The following is a 19,805-nucleotide window of genomic DNA, read 5'->3' as shown; positions in this document are numbered from 1 at the left end:
TTAAGTATAAGACCGTATATGATGAAAGGCTGGTTGTTGAAAATTTATCGTATGGAAACCGAAGTGAGTAGATAAATAAGCCAAACATTTTTTTAGTAAACTGTATTTCCCGCAGTGAAACACTACTAGTTTTGATGTAATTTGGCCAGGCGGTCAAGCTCTTTTTTGACACCAAAATACAAAAGGGCGGCAATTATAATACCGATGCCTAGGTTGATATAGCCTTTGTTGATGTTTATAAGGTTATAAATGAATGCGGTTTCCAATAGCAGAGCGGGAAACTTGCCTATTGTAGTAGCAATTATGAAGTTGCTTAGCTGAATGGTAGTTAATGCTCCGAAGAGATTAATTAACCCTGATGGCACAAAGGGGGCCATGCGTAATACCGTTAGAAAATAAATTTGCCTTGCCCCGGGTAAAACATTGACAGTTTTTATGAGTTTCCAGCGATTAGTAGGTATTTTAGCGGCGGATTTTATGCCCCACCGGTAAAGCATGAAAGAAACTATGGCACCGATAACCTCTCCCGCCCAGGATACCAGAAATCCTTCGTATAGGCCGAAGACTAGTACATTGGCCCCCGTTAAAAAGACTGAGGGTACCACTCCCATAATGCTGATAGCAGAATTAATATAAATGCTTATCAGGATAGCCGGTGTTCCCGCATCAGCAATAGCCTGTGCCGCGGACTTTATATCGCCCGAGGCAGCAGTCTTTACCACAGTTCTTAAATCAATATTCCATAGATATATTGTTGTCAAAAACAGTATAAGAGTAAAGGCTAATATAATTGAAGGTTTTTTTATGCTGATACTTGGTTTCATACATTATATATTACTACATGGGTAAGGGGTGCTGTAAAGGAAATTATTGAATTGCTGGGCGTTGAGTTGAGGCTCAGCTTGCCGGGGACGGATCATCCATCCAGTGTCTTAGTAGACAGATAAAAAGCTGCACTAACCATTATAATGATTAATTTCCTCATGTCAGGCGATTCATGTTAAGAATAACCGTTAAAAGTTGAGCATTTGCGGAGGATAATAAACTTTGAGGCTGGAGTGGTATAATCTATGTAAAGAGGTACTATGACGTCTGTTTTAAACATAATATTCACCTGTCTTTTTTGGGGCCTTCCCCAAAAAGACGTAAGATAAAAAACCTATGCATTAATGTGCTACGAGATCGGAGTGAACCACTTGCAGGAAGGACAGGAAGTAAAACTACATATAACGGATATTAACCGCTATGGTGAGGGTATCGGGCGGGCTGATGAGGGTATGGTGGTTTTTGTACCCGGTGCGATGACCGGAGAGCAGGTTACAGTGCGAATTGGAGAGCTGCGTAAGAGATATGCCCGGGGGGAGCTGTTGGAAACCGTTAAACCTTCGGAATACAGGGTAATGCCGTCCTGTAACATGGCTGAACGCTGCGGTGGCTGTAATCTACAGCATATTGCCTACGACGAACAGCTGAGGTGGAAGACCGACCTGGTCAGGCAAAATATAGCTCGCATAGGTGGTGTTGACGGGGGTGTGGTGCGCGATATCATCAGCATGCCGGACCCCTGGCATTACCGCAACAATGTGCGTTTTAAAATGCGGCGGCAAGGCGGAAAAGTGGTGCTGGGTTTTTTCGCTGCGGAATCACACCAACTGGTGGCGAGCGTCGATGGTGGTCACGGGACTTCGTGCCTGCTGGCCCACCGGGATTTGGGCCGGGTGGCCGAAGCGGTTCAGGCGGTGCTGGAGGATAGCCCGGCAGGTGCGGCATTACCGGAGGAAATTATTCTGCGCCGGGGCGGCACCGGTGAAGTGATGGTAGTATTGATCATCAAATCTACAGGTGCAAAAAGCGGGGAGGACTTGGCCGGATTAACCGGTAAAATATCCGCTATTCCAGGAGTGGTAACAATAGTGGGTTATACCCAAAACATCGGTAAAAAAATAGCCGGCCGCTACCAAACTCTGGCTGGCCGGGGCTATATCGAAGATAAAATAGAAGGGTTGCGTTTTCGCATTTCCGCTGCTTCCTTTTATCAGGTGAACCCATCCCAAACCGTCGCGCTATACCAAAAGGCACTGGAATACTGCGCTTTGCAGGGGCATGAAGAGGTAGCCGACGCGTACTGTGGGGTAGGCACCATTGCCTTATACGTGGCCCGGTACGCCAAAGCGGTGCGGGGTTACGAGGTAGTACCGGGAGCGGTGCGGGACGCCGAAGCCAACGCCGCGCTTAACGGTATAAAAAACACCCGTTTCTTTGTCGGTGCGGTGGAGCGGGTGCTAACGGAGCACGTGGATAAGGGATACCGTCCGGAGGTGGTGGTGCTGGACCCGCCCCGTAGTGGCTGCCGCCCCGAGGTGCTGGATGCCCTGGCCCAGAGCGGTGCCCGGCGGGTGGTCTACGTTTCCTGCGATCCGGCTACGTTATCCAGGGACTTGGGGTATCTACATCAGTTGGGTTTTATGCTGCAGGAAGTGCAGCCCGTGGACATGTTCCCGCATACGGGGCATGTTGAGACGATAATTCTGATGACAAATAGTGGTTTTAAGGGCAAATGAGGCGGGTCAACCACAATATGTTGTGGTTTTAAAGCAAATAATGGGCAAAAATCGGGGAAAAAAGTGCATTTTTCGGCCCGATTTTTGAGGGGTTTTTATAGATGACATTAGGTATTTTTTTATAATCATGAGGAATTGAAACCACTTTTGGACGTTTGGATTTATAATTATTATGGGTAACAAAACAGGTAGAATTACTATATTAGGTGAATTCTCTGAATATCCGTTGTCAATGGAAAATGCAAAACCACACGCGATAGTATCATGTAAAGACGGTGGTATTTGGTTTACGGAGTGGGGAAGCAAACAGATTGGCAGGATAACATCATGCGGAGATAGATCGTACGATGAAGGGAAACAGTGAGATTAAATTTTCTGTTTCCCTTAAGTTCATATGCGAAGGTATTCACTATTGCTGTGTAGATGGAGTTGCTTTGTTCACGAGAACGTAATTAATTTAGTGTAAATGGTTATAACTACCAATAAAGGAGATGACCATTTATGCAAGCCATGCAAGACAAAACGATCAAGGAATTAGCAAAGGATTGCCGCACCGTAGAAGACGTACATGAGATGCTCAAGAATCTATTCAAGGACACCTTGCAGCAGATATTCGAGGCTGAAATTGAAGAGCACCTCGGGTATAAAAAACACAGCATTGAAGGCAATAATACTGGCAACAGTCGCAACGGTTACAATAAGAAAACTATCCAGACTAAGTTCGGCAAGACAGAAGTGGAAATCCCACGGGATCGTAATGGTGAATTTGAACCAAGGCTTATCGGTAAATATGAAAAGACATCCAACCAGCTTGAAGACCAAATTATAGCCATGTACGCCAAGGGTATGTCTACACGTGATATTGAGGACCACATGAGGGATATCTACGGTATCGACGTATCCCCTACCATGGTCAGCAAGATAACAGACAAAATACTACCACTGATTGCAGAGTGGCAGTCCCGGACACTTGACCGTATATACCCTATTGTTTTCCTTGATGCTATCCATTTCAAGGTACGTAAAGATAACCGGATAATAAACAAGGCGGCCTACAGTGTGTTGGCCCTAAATATGGCAGGCCAAAAAGAAATACTTGGCATCTGGATTGGGGAAAATGAAAGTGCCAGCTTTTGGCTTGGTGTATGTAATGACCTCAAAAACAGGGGGGTGCAAGATATCCTGATTACCTGTAAAGACGGGCTTTCCGGGTTTTCTGAGGCCATAAACACTGTTTTCCCCCATACCGAAATTCAGCTTTGCATAATCCATCAAATCCGTAATTCCCTGAAGTATGTGCCATACAAAGAACAAAAGGAGTTGATGGCTGATCTTAAGCAAGTGTACCAGGCATTAACCCTGGAAGAGGCTGAGTTAGCCTTTGAAATATTCAAAGAAAACTGGGGTAAAAGACATCCCATTATAATTCGTTCCTGGGAAAAGAATTGGCTTGAGTTAACAGCTTATTTTAAATACCCATATGAAATCCGTAAAATGATTTATACTACTAATATCATCGAGGGTTACCACCGGCAACTACGGAAAGTAACCAAAACTAAAACTGCCTATCCAACAGACGATTCACTGAAGAAAATTATTTACCTGGCCACCGTTGAAGCAGCAAAAAAATGGACTATGCCAGTTAAAGATTGGAAAAATTGCATCTCCCAATTTGTCATATACTTTGGTGATAGGATAGAATCAGAGATGGCCATATAAAAGTTAGCCGGCCAACAAACCGACCGGTAGCCCTTGACATGGAGCCTCTGGGCCTGTGTTTCTGGGAGCCCACCGGGGAGTCCACGCTACGCTTTGGTCTCCCGCCGCAACAGGCTAACACAGGCCCCTCTCCATATAAAGGGCTACCTAGTTGATTCTAACTAAGATAGTTTTGTGTTAAGAGGAAAAACCATTTACACGTAATATTTCACATTCCCTTGTTCACAAAAATCAAAGCATTATATGCCCTTGCCGGTTTCATTTTGAGTGTATAAAACATCTTGCTTATCTTTTGCCAATCGTTGAATTCAGCCCCTATGTTACCCATTGACTGTGTACTTTGGAGTATTTTAGCTATTTGCGGATTTTGGCTGGCAGATGCAAAATCTATAAAATTAATATTGCTATTAAATCCTGTAAAAACCCTCGTTAAATCATTGCTATGATGAACTGTCATTACCTTGGACTTTCCTGTACTGGTTACTGTGTTGAATGTGCTTTTATAAAAATCTGTTCCGATTGCATAATATTGATCACCGTAGCTGTCAGCCAAGCGATTACCCATAGAAGTATAGCCGGAAGCCGCAGAGGTTTTTCCAATATGTCCATTATGGCCTGTGATAAATATCATCTGGTTATTTTCATAGTTTAGAATCCAGTCTATCTTGTTTTTCATATATTCATCTCGTGTCTGAGAATAATTAGCGTTGGTCCCGTGCAAAGTCGCATTTTCTTTGATAGACTGTGCGCATTGATAGGCAAATTGATATTCTTTTTCGCTTGTTAGAGCGATGTAGTTGTCTTTTTGCGCGGTCATAGTTTCCATTAATTCTTCAACACCGGATAGTGCTTGCTTCACTTTTGCCTTATCTTGATTGTAAACTGTTTCGTCGTTTAAATCGGCAAGCAATTCTCTGTATTTGTCGCTTAAGGCATTGTCAACCTTATTTAAATACATAAAAAGAAATTCCTTGCTGTTATCGTAGCGCTGCATGTCAAAACCGTAGAATTTCAGCTTCTCATTTTCTTTAGCGGTTTGATTATAGTCATGCATCCATTGCACCAGTTCCTCCATTTCTTTAGTACGATAGATAGCAAAACCGATTTCTGCGACGGCTTCCTTGGCCGTTCCCTCATCGTCAAGGATATAATTATTCACTTTTGCGCAACCGCCAAAGTCGCCCTCCAAAGCAAAGATTCTGCAATTGTTGTGATTCACCAGTGCTTCAAATATATCTTTTTTCAACTGTTGAAATTCCTTGTTGCCATGAGTAGCTTCCCCGAGACCGACTATTTTGACGCCGTCATTTACCTGTAACGTGTTGATTGGTTGAACATATTGGCTTATCTCCGGTGTGCTTTTTGCTTGCTGACATCCGGATAAAGAAAGTAGGCAGATAAAGAGTGCCATTATTGTTATACTTACTTTTTTCATGAAATTACTTTTCATCCTCCATCATTTTAGAATAGATTCTTTTTGCTTTGCCTCCCCATACCGCATAGGCAATACCCATAACCAAAAACAGTGCGATAGGAACAGTACGAAAGAGTACAAACGGAAGCTCAAGGAAAAATGCCCTCCAGAATTGTGCATCTGACATTTCCCAAAGTCCCGGTGTTAAAAATCCTATGTTTGATAAATTAAAGTCGCAGCTAATAAGCACTGCAATCAAATAGCCAATCGCAACGGTAACATTGGCATAACATATTTTATTCAGATGCTTATAACGCAAAGCCGCAGAGTCTTTTGTAGAAAAAATATCATCGTCTTTGTTGCCGTTTTTAGGTAAAAAGTATTGATTTAAACTGTTTTTTGTGCCGTAAACGTGTCGCCAGCCGGCATCTTCAAAAAGGGCCTTATAATCCTCAAAGTCAGCTTGTGTTTTAAATTTTCGGTGATCCACATGGTAGTGCAACTCCTCCGGTGTACCCTCTGCAAAATGATAAAACCCAAAAGCGGAATGTTTAATAAGAAAATATCCCTTTTTAGCCATTTCATTAAGATATGATTCCTCTTTTTTAAAATTGGCAAATACCTTAAACTTTCTCATTAGCTTTATACCTCCTCTGATTCTGTTTGCTCATAAACTTCTACTAAATTTTTCAAGCGTTCAACTTCCAGTGCCAAAATCTCATGCCCCATAGGTGAAAGCTGGTACACTTTTCTTCTTGCATCTTCTGAGGGGACGGAAACAATCATCTTTTGCTTCATTAAATTTTCAATCGCTCCGTACATTGTTCCTGCCGCAATTCTTACACGGCCTTTGCTTAATTCCTCAACTTTCTGCATCACTGCGTAGCCATGGCCGGCTTTTCGTAAGGCCAGCATAATATAGAATGTCGTTTCCGTTAGCGGTAAATATTTTGATACGTTCATTTTCACACCTCATTTTATATCACTAAACTATATAGTTAAACTGTATAGATAGATTATATACAGCCCAACTGTATATGTCAACAGCAAAATAAAAAGTTCATCTTTTTTATCCGCTAGACTGTGGAGACGGTTATTGGGATAGGGCTATAGGTCCATATCAAAGGCTTTGAAGATTTTTAGTAAATACTGAAGTGCGTTTTGTGTTCTCTCAGACTTATGGTTTGAGGTGGTGTTTGTTGTAAGATAAAAATACCGAAAGTTGCAAGTCAAAAATCCATAATGTTGCAATTGGAAATTCCATAGTAATGCAAAAATCCATTGCAGGCATAAACCATAACCAATATTCTTGTATTTGACCAAAGAATGCAAGGAGGAGAGGAGCATGCTTACAATGGACAAGATACATGATATCAGATTCCGTTTCTTCGTGAAAGGAGAAAACATTTCCCAAATCGCAGATGCATTGCATTTGGATTGGAAGACGGTGCAGAAGTATGTCGACATGGCGGACTTCAACAAACCGGCTCCCAAACCGGCTTCGGAACAGCGTTTCTGTCCTAAGTTGGATCCCTACAAGCAGACTATTGATAAATGGCTTGAAGAGGACAAACAGGCACCACGTAAACAGCGGCATACCGCCAAGAGGGTATTTAACCGTCTTAGGAAGGAATCCCCCGGGTTTAACTGTTCATACAGGACGGTTGCTTCCTACTATGCTGTAAAACACGAGGAACTTTTTAACGGTGCCAAGGGCGGATTCCTTCCACTGGAACACCGTCCAGGTGAGGCGCAAGTTGATTTCGGCACAGCCGATTTTTATGAAAATGGCACACGGCTAACCGGAAAATATCTTGAAGTGTCATTTCCATACAGCAACAAAGGCTACTTGCAACTGTTCTATGGTGAAAACATGGAATGCCTTCTGGAAGGACTTGACGCCATCTTTCGGCACATTGGTGTTGTACCCGACGAATTGTGGTTTGATAACACCAAAACCATCATAACAAAAGTAATTCGGGGTGGCGGACGTGAGACCACCGAACGGTTTGATCGTTTCCGGGAACACTACATTTTTCAAGCCGTATTTATGAACCCCGGTGAAGGCCATGAAAAAGGCAATGTCGAAAACAAAGTCGGTTACCAGAGGCGTAACTTTCTTGTCCCCATGCCGCACTTTCTTGCGCTTTCCGATTTCAACCGGCAGCTTCTCGACATGTGCGAGGAAGATGCCAACAGGGAGCATTACCGCCGCAATGAGACCATTGAGGAATTGTTTGCGGAAGACTTAAAACACTGCCATCCTCTTCCTGAAATCGAGTTCGACCTAAGTGGCAAAGGTAATGCTACCACCAACAACTGGGGCAAATTTTATCTGAACAAAGGGATGCACGAATACTCGGTTTCACCGAAATATGCAAATACAGTGGTTAAACTGAAACTGACATCATCGCTTGTCATCGTCATGGACGAGAACTACCGTGAAATCGTAAGACACCGTCGCCTTTACGGCGATACCAAAAAGCAGAGCATGGACTGGCTTCCATATCTCAGGCAGCTTTCCATACGTCCACGCGCATTGAAATATTCGGGTATCTATGACATGATGCCGCCTGCAATGAAACAATTCCTTGAGGGCTGCTCCAATACGGAAACAGGAAAGGTTCTTAAAGTTCTGGCAGAACTCACGGACAGAACAGGCTTTGACAGTGCGCTCAGTACCGTCAATCAGGCACTCTGTTACGGCGCATCTGATGCGGATAGCCTTAAGAACCTCTACCGGCGTATTTACGCTGATGTGCCGGAACTTCCGCCGATGCCGCTCAATTCGGAAATACCGGATGTCGGTCAGATGACAACCAACCTTATCGCTTACGATACCTTCCTGAAGAAGGGGGGTGCCGCAAATGCTTGAAGAAGAAATCATTGGCTGCTGCAAAAAACTGAAGCTGAGCCGCAATCTGGCCGATATGTCACAGACAACGGAGGGCGAATCACATCAGGAATACTTATATAAACTACTGTCTGCAGAACTGAAAAACCGTGAACAGGGTCGTACAGCCAAATTGATTAACAGTGCTGGTTTCTACAGCATCAAAACATTTGACGGATTTCGTTTTGATGAAATCACGCTCCCTTCCGACCTGACACCGGAAAGCCTAAAGTCCCTTGATTTCATCAAGGAAAAGAAAAATGTCATCATGTACGGCAGGACAGGTACCGGGAAAACCATGCTTTCCACTGCGCTTGGCGTGAGCGCTTGCCAGAAAGGAATTCCCGTCAAATTCTACCGCACTGCAGCACTGGTCAACCAGCTTTCGGAAGCCAAGAAGGCCGGCACACTGGGGACGCTGTTGAAAAAACTGAATAAAGCATCTGTCATTATACTGGACGAGTGGGGCTACGTACCATACGACCGTACCGGTGCCCAGTTGCTCTTTGACTATCTCTCCGAGATACATGAGCACAAGTCCATTCATACTGAACACGAACCTGGAGTTTTCCAGGTGGGTCAATGTACTCTATGATGAGCAGATGACTGTCGCCCTTGTAGGCAGACTCATGCACCACTGCTATCTTCTCCTGTTTCCGGGAGAGAACAACCGGTTAAGGGAGTCCAGTATCAATGACCTTTACCGCTCAATAGCGTCAACAGATAAGAAGGAGGGTCACTGATATGACAATAAACAAAACAATTATCAGAGAACTTGAACATATATACAGGAGGTCTTTTCCCAATGACCTTAAGCGGTATCTGCTCGTGAAATATGCAGAAGAGCCATTTCCGTATGAATTCACCGAACAGGATCTTTATGCTAACATCCGGCGGGATATTCGTGATTATGAGGCCGGGGAACTGGATGTCACAGTAAAAAGCCCGTCCGAACGCTGGCAGGAAGAGCGTGAGCACCTTAAGAATCTGTATATTGAAAAATCCTGCGAGGCACGTGATCTTAAGGAATATGTTGCCGAATTGGAACAAATGCTTTCAGATCACGGTCTGGAATCTTTCAGAATGGCAGAACGGCGGATTGAATACTTAACCGAATCACTGTCTTTTTAATTAATTCAGGTAACAAATGCCTGCAAGTCTTCTCTTTCCCTGTAAAACATGGCGGGGAAAGAGAACTTGCAACATTGTGGAAAATGGAGATGCAATACTATGGAAAAATTACTTGCAACTTTCTCCAAAAAGCTCTTGCAAAAAACAGTTTGAGGGAATTTTCGCTAAGTGCTTAATTTTTACGCGAAAATAATTTTATAAAATAATTGTTTAGCTTTGGCAGAATTATATAGAGTGGATGATCTGGTAAACTATTCGAATGATAAAGAAGGAGTAGGTGTTCAGCCCAAGGGAAAACAGGGGGCAGAACAGGGGACGGTTCTTTGTTTGACAACACCCTGGCAGGATGATAACATACTTGTGGGGTGTTTTTTTATGCCAAGAACGGCAAGAAAGAAAAGTGAAAGCAGGATATATCACGTAATGTTTAGAGGGATTAACCAGCAGAGTATTTTTGAGGATGATAAAGATTACGAGAAACTTATTAAAGTTTTTAACAAATACCGTGAAGAGTTACAATATGAAATATACGCCTACTGTTTGATGGGAAACCATATACACTTATTAATTCGAGAAGGCCGGGAAGAACTTTCGAATATAATGAAGAGGATCGGAACCAGCTATGTATACTGGTACAATTGGCAATACGGCAGAAAAGGCCACTTATTTCAAGATAGATTTAAGAGTGAAACTGTTGAGGATGATTCATATTTTCTTACCGTGTTAAGATACATACATCAAAACCCGGTAAAAGCAGGATTGGTAGAGAATATGGAGGAATATGAATGGAGCAGCTATAAGGAGTATTTATACGAATCGGAAATGGTTAATACAGGGTATGCGCTTGATATGTTCCATGAGGATAGGGTAAAAGCTATTGAAAAATTTAAGGAGTTTAATAATGAATCAAATAATGACCAGTGTCTTGAAATAACCGAAGGAAGGAAAACAATATCCGATAAAGAGATAAGGCAGATAATCTTAATGAAATATAATATAGAGTTGGCATCACTACAGAATCAGCTTCCGGAAACTCAAAAAGAAGTTCTAAAATATATGAAGGAATTGGAAGGCAGCTCGTTGAGGCAGCTGTCCAGATTGACAGGATTTACTGTGAACAAGATATTCAGAGCGTAAAACAAAGAACCGTCCCCTGTTTCGTGTTCGCTTTTTGAAGGTTTTATTGTTTACAATTATATTCTGATTGTAAAGCAAAAGCAGGCGCCGAAACCTAAAAAAATGGCCTGCCCAGGCGACTGTTTCTGAAAGATACCCCGCCGCCAAGGGGATACCAGATTGATGCGGCATCTTTTTTGTATCCTCAAGGCATACAGAAACGGTTTGCCTGTTGAAACGAGCATAAACCTTGATAAATAAGGGGTCTGATTGATCTTAGAGCTCCAGTGACAAAGTGACCCTTGAGGAGATAAAACAGATGACATTAGATTTTTTATTAAGGTAGATTGGAGAGGTAATAATGGGGAATACGGACAAGTTTGAAATGATAGCTAATATATATGACACTTCTGAAAGAATCCAAATTGCAAAGGTGGCATCAGATGCCATTCGTGAATATTTAGTTGACGCTAATAATAAGAATGCTATTGATTTTGGGTGTGGAACTGGTCTTGTTGGAATGAACTTGTTAAATGATTTCAATTCTATGCTATTTCTGGATACATCGCAAAACATGATTAATCAAATAAAGCAAAAAATTTCTAATTCTAATATACAGAATGCAGCTACATTATGCTTTGACTTTGAAAAAGATAGTCTTTCGGATTTACATGCTGATTATATTTTTATGGCTCAGGTTCTACTCCATATTAATGATGTTGAGTTAGTTTTATCAAGATTATATGATGTTCTAAATGTAGGAGGGCATTTACTAATCGTAGATTTTAATAAAAATGAAGAAATAGTCTCTGATATGGTTCATAACGGATTTGATCAAGTAAAGCTAACCGACATTATGACTAAAATAGGATACAGAGATATTCAATCCAAAACTTTTTATACTGGAAGTAAAATATTCATGGGACATGATGCATCTATGTTTATTCTTGATTCTCAGAAATAGAGTTAGAAATATTTAATTCCGTTACTGGATTTAAGAATCTTGAGATTAATTGAAAGTGGCAAATCATAATAGAGACAATTTAAAGAACTATTCATGTATTGATTTAAGATGACATATCCGCCAAGGCACCACCAGGCTCAACGGACATCTTTTTTGTATCCTCAAGGCATTGTGAGGTCGTTGCGAGGATTGAAGGGTTGAAAGGTCGATAAATAGAGGGTTCGAGGGACTTGGGTAAACTATATAACCCTTGTGCATACAAAAAAGATGCACTTTATTGGAAGCTGTCCTAGCCTTGAATATAAAGCAGCGGATGCCTTCAGATTTACAGATCGCTTCTGTTGTAGTATAATAAGCATAAAATAAGGATACAATAATGCTACGAAACGAGGTGATCGGGATGATTAATATCAAGCCATCTGCGGCAATTCGAAAAAACTACAATGAGATTTCCGAGCTGTGCAAGCGGTCGGGAGAACCGGTATATCTGACTAAAAACGGAGAAGGAGATCTGGTGGTAATGGACATTGAAGCCTTTGCCAGACGTGAAAGCATGCTGCGCCTTCGGGAAAATCTGATTGCTGCGGAGGAAGGCAGGTTGAGCGGCAAAAAGGGCTATTCCATTGACGAGGTGTCCAATATGATGAAGGACGCTGTCAAGGAGGTATTGGATGGACAACGAGGGTAAGTTGTATAAAGTGGCTATCCCCGATGAGGCGGCTCAGATGCTGGTATCTCATTCACGTTTTCTTGCACAGGTCAGTGAAACGGCAGCCCTGCAACTTATTGCCGAGTTTAATGAAAAAGCAAAGTCCCTGGAAAAATTTCCAGAGCGAAACCCATGGCTTTCCGATCCGCTGGTGCCATCGGGCAAATACCGTAAGCTCCTGATGGCGAAGCGGTATCTGCTGGTTTATAAGGTGAAAGATAGTACTGTATATGTAGATGCCGTGGTGGGCTGCAGGCAGGATTATGGTTGGTTGCTGTAGGAAATATGGGGTCAGGCACTCAGTTGTTAAGTTATTGAATAACCAGACATTTGTGAAGGAATGGTGGAGCGATTGTACCGGTGCACTGCCCGGTCTACGTCTCCTGCAACCCCTTCACCCTGGCTAGGGACATCGCGTGCCTGGACAAACTGGGCTACCGGTTGTGGGAGGCGCAGCCGGTGGACATGTTTCCGCATACGAGTCATGTAGAGACCATAATCCTGTTGCAGAACCTGTAATGATGACTTCTAAATCGGAAGCCCGGCGTTTAATTGGCCAAGGCGGCTTTACCTCAATGAAGTAAAAATCACCGATATTAACCATTTAATTACTGCTACCGATGTGCAGGATGGTTTAATCCTGCTTAAAAAAGGCAAAAAGGATTTTCATGCTTTGAAGGTACAGTAAAGGTACAAAGGTAAAATAAAAAAAGGTCGCACGCAGCGGCCTTTTTTTGTTTAGTTATACTCCGATATTCCTTTTTGCAAAGCCACGCACACCCAACCAAGCCAAACCTACGGCCAAAATAAGCGCGATAAGCAAAGGCAGAATGTTTAGTTCGCTAATGGGGATGCTATAGTGCGCTATGCCAAAAGGCGTGGATGCCAAAACTTCCCAAGGCACTAAGCCTACTTCCCAAAACATTTCCAACACGATTAAAGCGCCTACCAAAAGCAAACTCAACACGGTTTGGATTTTGGGTGCCATGCCATATAAAAAAGCGGCAAAACCTACGATTAACCATAAGGAAGGAATTTTGGTAATGGCCATTCTTAAAGTTTTAAAGAGAAATAGGTTGTCACCAGTAACCGCACCCCAGCCAATGCCGGTGGAGAGCCCTAATACCACTAGCACTGCCGCGGTGTACAAAAAGGCCATACCAATAAAGCTTCTCATATACGCTCACGGCTAATGGGTTTAGCCAACATCATTTCGGTGTAGCCGGCACTTTCGTCGCTTTTTAAGCCTATCATCATGCTCACGGCCAAAATAGCGCCGCCCATTAAACCCAACATATAAATTATCAACGCTACAAGGCCTTCCTGGTTGCCTAATTTGGCCATAGCCGGCCCCCAGGAAGCAAAGCTTGCCAACATTTCGCTCATTTGGTCGGCGATGGTGGGGCTGATGGCCCCAACACTCAAACCCAAAAAGGCCATGCCAACACTCCAAGCCAGCGCCATATTTTTGTTTTGCCATAAATTTAAGGCGAAAGGCGTAGCCAAAAAGCTAGGAGCTGTAGTGCGGCCGGTTGGTTCGGCAAAAAGCCCGCCGGCGATATCGCGGTTTTTTAAGATTGCATAGGCACAAAAAACTGTTAGCGCACACATCAAAGCAAAAACGAAGAAGGGCCAAATGGCATTTTCCCCAAAGGGAACCGTCCCCCTAAACCACGATTGCGGCGCTAACCATAACCAACCGGAAAACCCGCCGGAAAGATTATTCATGATCATGGTAAAATAAGTGGAACCCACAAGCACAGTTATGGCTATCCAAGCTGATTTTGGTGCCGTAAAAATTTGGGCGATGATTAAAGCCAGGCCAGCAAAAAAACAACCCGCAAAAGCTAAAGTTAGCCCTGCCACGATGGAGCCTGCCACAGCAAAGCCGCTTATCAGCAACAAGATGGTCACCAAAAGACCGGCTATTAAACTACCGCCCATGCTCAAAATTAAAGCAGCCATAAAGGGGGCATATTTACCCACCGGACGGCTTAAATAGAATTCTGCCCGGCTGGAGGCTTCTTCGCTGCGCGTGTGCCGAATCACCACTAAGGGGGCGGCAATCATTAAAACTAAAGCTCCTTGCACCATGGAGCGCAACATAATGGCACCTTCTAGCGTCAAAGGTACAATGGGGCCCAAAATGGCCGTCGTCATGGGATTGGAGGATAACTCCCCCAAAAAAACTTGCCAATCGGGCATGGCCAAGGCAAAGCTGACTTGCCCCCAAAAGGCTAAACAAGGTAGTATTATCCATACCGGCAGGCTAAAACGGTCCTGCCGGATGGCCAAACGCAATAAACTTAAAGTGCCGGTAAACTTAGTCATGTCGCTCACCTGCCTTGGCTAAATCTTCGCCATAGTGCTTCAGGAAAATTTCCTCCAAGGTGGTGCCGGGGATGGCTTTCAGCTCGCTTAACTTGCCGCTTTCCACCAACACACCTTGCCGAATGATGCCCAAAGTATCGCACACGGCTTCCACTTCGCTTAAAATATGGCTGGATAGTAAAACTGTCTGGCCATTTTTGGTGGCCTCACGCAAGCAATTCTGAAAGATGAGTTCCATTAAAGGGTCAAGCCCGCTGGTGGGTTCATCTAAGATTAAAAGTTCCACCTTGGCGGAAAAAGCCGCTACCAACGCCACCTTTTGCCGATTGCCTTTAGAATAACTGCGGCATTTTTTGCTGAGGTCCAATTGAAAGCGCTCCACGAGTTCGGCCTGGCGTTTTTGGTCCGCGCCGCCGGAAAGCCGACCTAAAAAATCCAAAACTTCGCCGCCGGTTAGGTTGGGCCATAAAGCCAGTTCGCCGGGGATATAGGCAATGCGCTTGTGAATTTCCACGGCATCTTGCACCGGGTTTTTGCCAAAAACTTCCGCAGTACCGCCATCGGGATTGATCAACCCCAATAAAACGCGGATAGTGGTAGATTTGCCGGACCCGTTAGGGCCTATAAAGCCATAAGTTTGGCCTTGTTCCACAGTTAAATTTAAACCTTGCAGGGCTTTGGTTTTGCCAAAGGATTTTTGCAAATTGTTGGTTTGGATGATGTTCATGGTTTAACCTCCTTATCTATAGAAGGCTTTTTTTAATTCCGCGATATAAGCGGCAAATTCGTTTTTTATGGCCTCATAATCCATGTTCAACAAGCTGCTGCCGCGCTGGTTTTCCAAAACTTTAGTTGCATAACCGCTAACAGCCCAAAAAATAAGCTCCTTGGCTTTTTCAATATCCAAGCCTTCTTTAAAGTGGATAGTTTCAATATCGCCGAAAAACTCGGCAAAGCTGGTATTTTCTACTTCCCACTGTTTTTGGCTGATAATTTCCGCTACTTCGCCACTATTTTCAGCGGTGACCATCCGCACAAAATCGAAGATCCAGGGGTATTTGAGCAAAACTTCTATTTTTAGCAGGCAGGTGTTGGTCAAGCGGGCAAAAATATCTTTTTCGCCTTTGTTGATTTTGCCAAAGTATTCCTTCTGCAAAAACTCCAAGCAGTAATCGTACAAAAACAAAAACAGTTCCTTTTTGCTGCCGATGTAGTGGAACATCAAGGGTTTAGAAATCCCTGCCTTATTAGCAATAACATTGGTCGAAGCACTGGCGTAGCCCATTGTGGCAAATTCCTGCAAAGCAGCACTGATAATGTTCAAACGCCGCGCTTCGTCCAAATCCCAAATTTTCGATTGCATTTTTCTCACTCCCCCAAGCAAATTTACCTGACAGGTCAAAGTATAACGTAATTTACCTGTTAGGTCAAGAGGGGTGCAAAAATATAAAAACCCTTGACAAATCGACCACCATGTCTATTTTTAAATTGATAGACCATGGTGGTCGATTTGTATATTTGTATGAAAGGCGGGATTTCTCTTGAGTAATTTTTTTGAAAATCTTAACGATCAAAAAAAAGAACGTATACTAAACGCGGCTCTGGCTGAATTTGCCCAAAAAAAATATGACGACGCTTCAACAAACAATATCGTAACTACCGTCAAGAAAAACGATGTTTTTAAGAAGGTTAAGGGGTTGAGTATGGGAGAAAAATGTCGGGTCGCATTTGCCAGGCTGATTTTGTCAGGTGCAAACTTTTTTGTTTTGGATGAACCTACCAACCATTTAGATATCGCCGCTAAGGAAAAAATCGAAAAAGTCTTAGAGCAATATACGGGCGGCATCCTATTTGTTTCACACGATATCTATTTTGTACAAAGGATTGCTGCCAAAATCATGCTGTTGGAGCATGGATCGTTAAAATTTTATGACGGAAATTATGATTATTATCTACGAATGAGAAAAAATGAATGTGTACAAAATACCGGCGAATTAGATTTTATAACTATTCACAACCGCATTCTGCAACTTGAATGTGACTTGGCCTTCATTGGCGGAAAACTAAATCAAAGGTTAGGAGAGGATGATAAGAAAAGTCTTAATGAAGAGTGACTAGAACAGGGTGACTAGAACAGGGGACGGTTCTTTGTTTGACAACACCCTGGAGGATGATAACATACTGGTGGGGTGTTTTTTTATGCCAAGAACGGCAAGAAAGAAAAGTGAAAGCAGGATATATCACGTAATGTTTAGAGGGATTAACCAGCAGAGTATTTTTGAGGATGATAAAGATTACGAGAAACTTTTTGAGGTTACGAATCGGAAATGGTTAATACAGGTTATGTGCTTGATATGTTCCATGAGGATAGGGAAAAAGCTATTGAAAAATTCAAGGAGTTTAATAATGAATCAAATAATGACCAGTGTCTTGAAATAACCGAGGGAAGGAAAACAATATCCGATAAAGAGATAAGGCAGATAATCTTAAGGAAGTATAATATTGAGTTGGCATCACTACAGAATCAGCTTCCGGATACTCAAAAAGAAATTCTAAAGTATATGAAGGAATTGGAGGGCAGCTCGTTGAGACAGCTGTCCAGATTGACAGGATTTACTGTCAACAAGATATTCAGAGCGTAGAACAAAGAACCGTCCCCTGATTTACCGTAAAAGGCGAAGTTGTCAGCATTTCCGGTACTGTGGTGCGTTGCGTTAATGATTCGGATGGAAAATATTTTGTTAGCGTTGAGTTTACGGATATTACCAAGCAGCTGCAGGATGAAATCGTAACATTTATACATAAACAGCAGCTGATTATGATACAAGCCCATAAGCAAGACTACGAGTATTATGACGACAACCGAAATAGCGTTGGATATCAGCGAGGTTAATACGTGCCTCTATTGGGTCTGCAAGAGCGGTAGGTGGATCACGAACTGTGTGCCACGGCCCGCTTCGCTGTCGGCTGTAATAGTGCCGCCCAACCGCTGGACAGCTTCCCTGGCTATGGCGAGTCCTAAGCCGGTTCCGGGGATGGACTGGGTGTCGACTCCGCGTTGGAAACGTTCAAAGATAAAGGGCATCTCCTCCGGTGCAATACCTTTACCGGTGTCTTTTACAGTGATGACCGCGCTGCGGGTGTCCACCTGTAAAGTCAGAGTCAATTGTCCACCGGGTGGCGTATATTTGCCGGCGTTGTCCATAAGATTATTCAAAGCAAGTTCCAGCAGGCGCTGGTCCAACAATACAGGCACAGGACTATCCGGGCAGGTGGTGGTCAGGTGGTGCCCGCTATCTTCAGCAAGGGCCTGGTAGACTGGAGCCAGGCGGTGTATCGCTTCACGGAGGTCGGCAGGCTGAAGCATCAGGCCGCTGCCTTCGCTTAAATTGGCTAACTGCAGCAAACCGGAGATAATATTTTCCATCCGCTCGATTTGCCTGCCCTGGGCAGGTAAGACCTGTTTTAGCCGCTCCGGATTTTCTGTAATTAACTCGTGGTAAGCTCTCAGTGTGGTTACCGGCGTTTTTAATTCGTGGGCGGCATCGGCGGCAAAGCGCTGCGCTGTATCCCGCTCGGCGGCCAGGGAGCGGAAGGATTCCCGCAGGTACAGGACCATGCGGTTGAACTGCTCACCCAGCCGGTCCAGTTCAATAATGCCCGACCGGTCCACCGTCTCCAGGAAGTTGCCCCCGGCCACCGCTTCCGTTGCCGCGACCAGGCGGGACAGCGGCCGGGCGAGCCAGTGGCTCAGCAGCCAGCCGATGAGTACGGCCAGCGCCAGGGCCAGGAACAGCTACTTCCAGCACCTGGCGGTAAAGGTTGGATAAAACCGCAAATGCCGAGGGGCTCAACGTAAACCGGTAGATAGCGGCTGAGGATACCCCTTGCGTGACGGTAATCGTTGGCAGGGTAAATGAAATTTCATCTTTTGAGCGTTGTCCGCCAGGAAGGCCTGAATATTGTCGGCTTGGTCCTGGATTATGGTACCATCGGCTGCCAGTTCGTCCAAATTTGCCTGCAGTTGCTGCGGCGATAGCATCTGCATACGCACAACTTTCGGCAGGGACGGCATTGCTTGTTTCAGAGCGTCAGCCTGCTGTTGGTTGATGATCCCCTGGTTGACCATCTGGCTGACCGGGTCTTTGATATTGTCCAGGTTTTCCTTAAAATATTGGGCTATTTGTTCCTTGTCCATGTCTTTGGTTTGATCCAGCATATCCTGCTTCATGTTCTTCATTTTTTGAGCGTTGGCTTCCAGGAACGTGAGAATGTTATCGGCCTGGTCCCGGGTGATGGTACCTTCGCTCACCAGCGTATTAAGACTTGTTTGCCACTGCTGCTGTCTCTGCTGGTCAGTAATGTCGCTCATCTTATCCCTGATTGACTGGGCCTGATCCTCGGTGATGGTCCCATTGTCCACCAGATCCTTCAGGGGGTCGACAATTTTCAGCACCGGACCCTGTTCGGACTTATTTATACCATCAGCCGGTTTGGCAATATCAAGCACTGGTTTCTGGGGTAGATTTTGTTGGAAATACGTGAGCACGGTATCAGATTGGTCCTGGGTAATGGTTCCCGCGGTCACCAGGTCAGCTAGGGCCTCTTTAAGGATACTTTGATTGGCGTCCCTGTTAATGATACTGTGAACCATAGTTCTGCCAGACGCTATGCTTGCCGCTCCGTTATTCCCTGTAGAGGAGTTATTGCCGGCCAGGACCGGACCACCATAGGAGGTTGCCAATCCCGCTACCAACATTCCTGTGACTACAACTTTTGCAATTTTTTTGTTTTTCATGATTAATTCCCCTTTCATTTAATCTTGGTTATCATGTATTTTTTTACTGCTCCCTTATCACCTCTCGACGCCTGTACGTTGAAGCATTCACATCCAGCCGTCGATAGTTATTAAACCATATGAAGGTGTAGATTCAAGACAAGGTTTAATTAAGAAATCTACTCTGAAG

The 19,805-nt window shown here is 43.9% G+C and carries 19 protein-coding genes and 5 pseudogenes; 15 read left to right on the top strand and 9 right to left on the bottom strand.

All coding sequences use genetic code 11. From position 1 onward, the window contains the following. Positions 1 to 125 precede the first annotated feature (125 nt). On the bottom strand, positions 126 to 722 hold the full coding sequence (locus tag DESGI_RS16505; RefSeq protein WP_245561112.1) for a TVP38/TMEM64 family protein: 597 nt from the start codon (positions 720 to 722) through the stop codon (positions 126 to 128). Between the two features lie 474 nt (positions 723 to 1,196). Between DESGI_RS16505 and rlmD the strand changes: the two genes are divergently transcribed. From rlmD to DESGI_RS16495, 3 genes and pseudogenes are all read left to right on the top strand, one after another. Next, the gene (gene rlmD, locus DESGI_RS16500; RefSeq protein WP_006524337.1) at positions 1,197 to 2,561 is read left to right on the top strand and encodes a 23S rRNA (uracil(1939)-C(5))-methyltransferase RlmD; all 1,365 of its coding nucleotides are present in this window, start codon (positions 1,197 to 1,199) and stop codon (positions 2,559 to 2,561) included. A 160-nt stretch (positions 2,562 to 2,721) separates the two neighbouring features. Then, positions 2,722 to 2,889, top strand: a pseudogene (locus DESGI_RS26640) (virginiamycin B lyase family protein); the annotation flags it as partial. Between the two features lie 173 nt (positions 2,890 to 3,062). Next, complete coding sequence (locus DESGI_RS16495; RefSeq protein WP_006520307.1) at positions 3,063 to 4,280, top strand: IS256-like element ISDgi1 family transposase; 1,218 nt, start codon at positions 3,063 to 3,065, stop codon at positions 4,278 to 4,280. A 208-nt stretch (positions 4,281 to 4,488) separates the two neighbouring features. Here the strand turns inward: DESGI_RS16495 and DESGI_RS16490 are convergent, their stop codons facing one another. The 3 genes from DESGI_RS16490 to DESGI_RS16480 are packed head-to-tail and all read right to left on the bottom strand — an operon-like array spanning position 4,489 to position 6,657. Further along, positions 4,489 to 5,715 (bottom strand): erythromycin esterase family protein, encoded by a 1,227-nt coding sequence (locus DESGI_RS16490; protein WP_006524338.1) that lies wholly within the window; start codon positions 5,713 to 5,715, stop codon positions 4,489 to 4,491. A 4-nt stretch (positions 5,716 to 5,719) separates the two neighbouring features. Further along, positions 5,720 to 6,331 carry a DUF2812 domain-containing protein gene (locus tag DESGI_RS16485; protein ID WP_006524339.1) on the bottom strand — a complete coding sequence of 204 codons (612 nt, stop codon included), beginning with the start codon at positions 6,329 to 6,331 and terminating at the stop codon, positions 5,720 to 5,722. A gap of 5 nt (positions 6,332 to 6,336) precedes the next feature. Next, positions 6,337 to 6,657 carry a PadR family transcriptional regulator gene (locus DESGI_RS16480; protein ID WP_006524340.1) on the bottom strand — a complete coding sequence of 107 codons (321 nt, stop codon included), beginning with the start codon at positions 6,655 to 6,657 and terminating at the stop codon, positions 6,337 to 6,339. 391 nt (positions 6,658 to 7,048) lie between these two features. On the opposite strand from DESGI_RS16480, the gene istA reads away from it, so the two are divergent. From istA to DESGI_RS24750, 8 genes and pseudogenes are all read left to right on the top strand, one after another. Continuing rightward, positions 7,049 to 8,569 carry an IS21 family transposase gene (istA, locus tag DESGI_RS16475; RefSeq protein WP_083940038.1) on the top strand — a complete coding sequence of 507 codons (1,521 nt, stop codon included), beginning with the start codon at positions 7,049 to 7,051 and terminating at the stop codon, positions 8,567 to 8,569. Further along, positions 8,562 to 9,330: pseudogene (gene istB, locus DESGI_RS16470) on the top strand (IS21-like element helper ATPase IstB). Before istA ends, istB begins: the two are co-directional and overlap by 8 nt. Position 9,331: 1 nt before the next feature. Beyond that, the gene (locus DESGI_RS16465) at positions 9,332 to 9,718 is read left to right on the top strand and encodes a hypothetical protein (RefSeq protein ID WP_015617995.1); all 387 of its coding nucleotides are present in this window, start codon (positions 9,332 to 9,334) and stop codon (positions 9,716 to 9,718) included. A 234-nt stretch (positions 9,719 to 9,952) separates the two neighbouring features. Next, positions 9,953 to 10,855: an REP-associated tyrosine transposase gene (locus DESGI_RS16460; RefSeq protein ID WP_245561111.1), complete on the top strand. Its 903-nt coding sequence runs from the start codon at positions 9,953 to 9,955 to the stop codon at positions 10,853 to 10,855. A gap of 340 nt (positions 10,856 to 11,195) precedes the next feature. Beyond that, positions 11,196 to 11,798, top strand: a complete 603-nt coding sequence (locus tag DESGI_RS16455; RefSeq protein ID WP_006524614.1) for a class I SAM-dependent methyltransferase — start codon at positions 11,196 to 11,198, stop codon at positions 11,796 to 11,798. Positions 11,799 to 12,198: 400 nt separating this feature from the next. Beyond that, positions 12,199 to 12,486, top strand: a complete 288-nt coding sequence (locus tag DESGI_RS16450; protein ID WP_041284950.1) for a type II toxin-antitoxin system prevent-host-death family antitoxin — start codon at positions 12,199 to 12,201, stop codon at positions 12,484 to 12,486. Then, positions 12,470 to 12,787 (top strand): type II toxin-antitoxin system RelE/ParE family toxin, encoded by a 318-nt coding sequence (locus tag DESGI_RS16445; protein ID WP_006524612.1) that lies wholly within the window; start codon positions 12,470 to 12,472, stop codon positions 12,785 to 12,787. The genes DESGI_RS16450 and DESGI_RS16445 overlap by 17 nt, the downstream gene beginning before the upstream one ends. A 92-nt stretch (positions 12,788 to 12,879) precedes the next feature. Continuing rightward, positions 12,880 to 13,026 (top strand): annotated as a pseudogene (locus DESGI_RS24750) (23S rRNA (uracil(1939)-C(5))-methyltransferase RlmD); the annotation flags it as partial. A 223-nt stretch (positions 13,027 to 13,249) separates the two neighbouring features. Here DESGI_RS24750 and DESGI_RS26685 read toward each other — a convergent pair. The 3 genes and pseudogenes from DESGI_RS26685 to DESGI_RS16425 form a co-directional block, all read right to left on the bottom strand. Beyond that, a pseudogene (locus DESGI_RS26685) lies at positions 13,250 to 13,971 on the bottom strand (efflux permease Rv1217c-related protein). Positions 13,972 to 14,830: 859 nt separating this feature from the next. Then, the gene (locus DESGI_RS16430; RefSeq protein ID WP_006524609.1) at positions 14,831 to 15,565 is read right to left on the bottom strand and encodes an ABC transporter ATP-binding protein; all 735 of its coding nucleotides are present in this window, start codon (positions 15,563 to 15,565) and stop codon (positions 14,831 to 14,833) included. Positions 15,566 to 15,577: 12 nt separating this feature from the next. Further along, positions 15,578 to 16,201: a TetR/AcrR family transcriptional regulator gene (locus DESGI_RS16425; RefSeq protein ID WP_006524608.1), complete on the bottom strand. Its 624-nt coding sequence runs from the start codon at positions 16,199 to 16,201 to the stop codon at positions 15,578 to 15,580. Positions 16,202 to 16,379: 178 nt separating this feature from the next. Here DESGI_RS16425 and DESGI_RS16420 point away from each other — a divergent pair, with 178 nt between their 5' ends. The 3 genes and pseudogenes from DESGI_RS16420 to DESGI_RS26510 form a co-directional block, all read left to right on the top strand. Next, on the top strand, positions 16,380 to 16,952 hold the full coding sequence (locus DESGI_RS16420) for an ATP-binding cassette domain-containing protein (RefSeq protein WP_006524607.1): 573 nt from the start codon (positions 16,380 to 16,382) through the stop codon (positions 16,950 to 16,952). Between the two features lie 213 nt (positions 16,953 to 17,165). Beyond that, positions 17,166 to 17,480, top strand: coding sequence for a hypothetical protein (locus DESGI_RS16415; protein ID WP_006524606.1), 315 nt, complete (start codon positions 17,166 to 17,168; stop codon positions 17,478 to 17,480). Between the two features lie 41 nt (positions 17,481 to 17,521). After that, positions 17,522 to 17,731 (top strand): annotated as a pseudogene (locus tag DESGI_RS26510) (hypothetical protein); the annotation flags it as partial. 9 nt (positions 17,732 to 17,740) lie between these two features. Here the strand turns inward: DESGI_RS26510 and DESGI_RS16405 are convergent. Next, positions 17,741 to 18,538 carry a sensor histidine kinase gene (locus DESGI_RS16405; protein ID WP_006524605.1) on the bottom strand — a complete coding sequence of 266 codons (798 nt, stop codon included), beginning with the start codon at positions 18,536 to 18,538 and terminating at the stop codon, positions 17,741 to 17,743. Between DESGI_RS16405 and DESGI_RS25810 the strand changes: the two genes are divergently transcribed. Then, complete coding sequence (locus DESGI_RS25810) at positions 18,456 to 18,668, top strand: hypothetical protein (protein ID WP_157872802.1); 213 nt, start codon at positions 18,456 to 18,458, stop codon at positions 18,666 to 18,668. The two genes, DESGI_RS16405 and DESGI_RS25810, sit on opposite strands and share 83 nt — an antisense overlap. 20 nt (positions 18,669 to 18,688) lie before the next feature. Here DESGI_RS25810 and DESGI_RS16395 read toward each other — a convergent pair whose 3' ends face one another. Next, the gene (locus tag DESGI_RS16395) at positions 18,689 to 19,636 is read right to left on the bottom strand and encodes a hypothetical protein (protein WP_006524604.1); all 948 of its coding nucleotides are present in this window, start codon (positions 19,634 to 19,636) and stop codon (positions 18,689 to 18,691) included. Positions 19,637 to 19,805 lie beyond the last annotated feature (169 nt).

The organism is Desulfoscipio gibsoniae DSM 7213 (assembly GCF_000233715.2).
Lineage (GTDB): Bacteria > Bacillota > Desulfotomaculia > Desulfotomaculales > Desulfallaceae > Sporotomaculum > Sporotomaculum gibsoniae.
The sequence above is the reverse complement of the archived record's forward strand: the minus strand, read 5'-3'. Positions and strand labels throughout refer to the sequence as shown.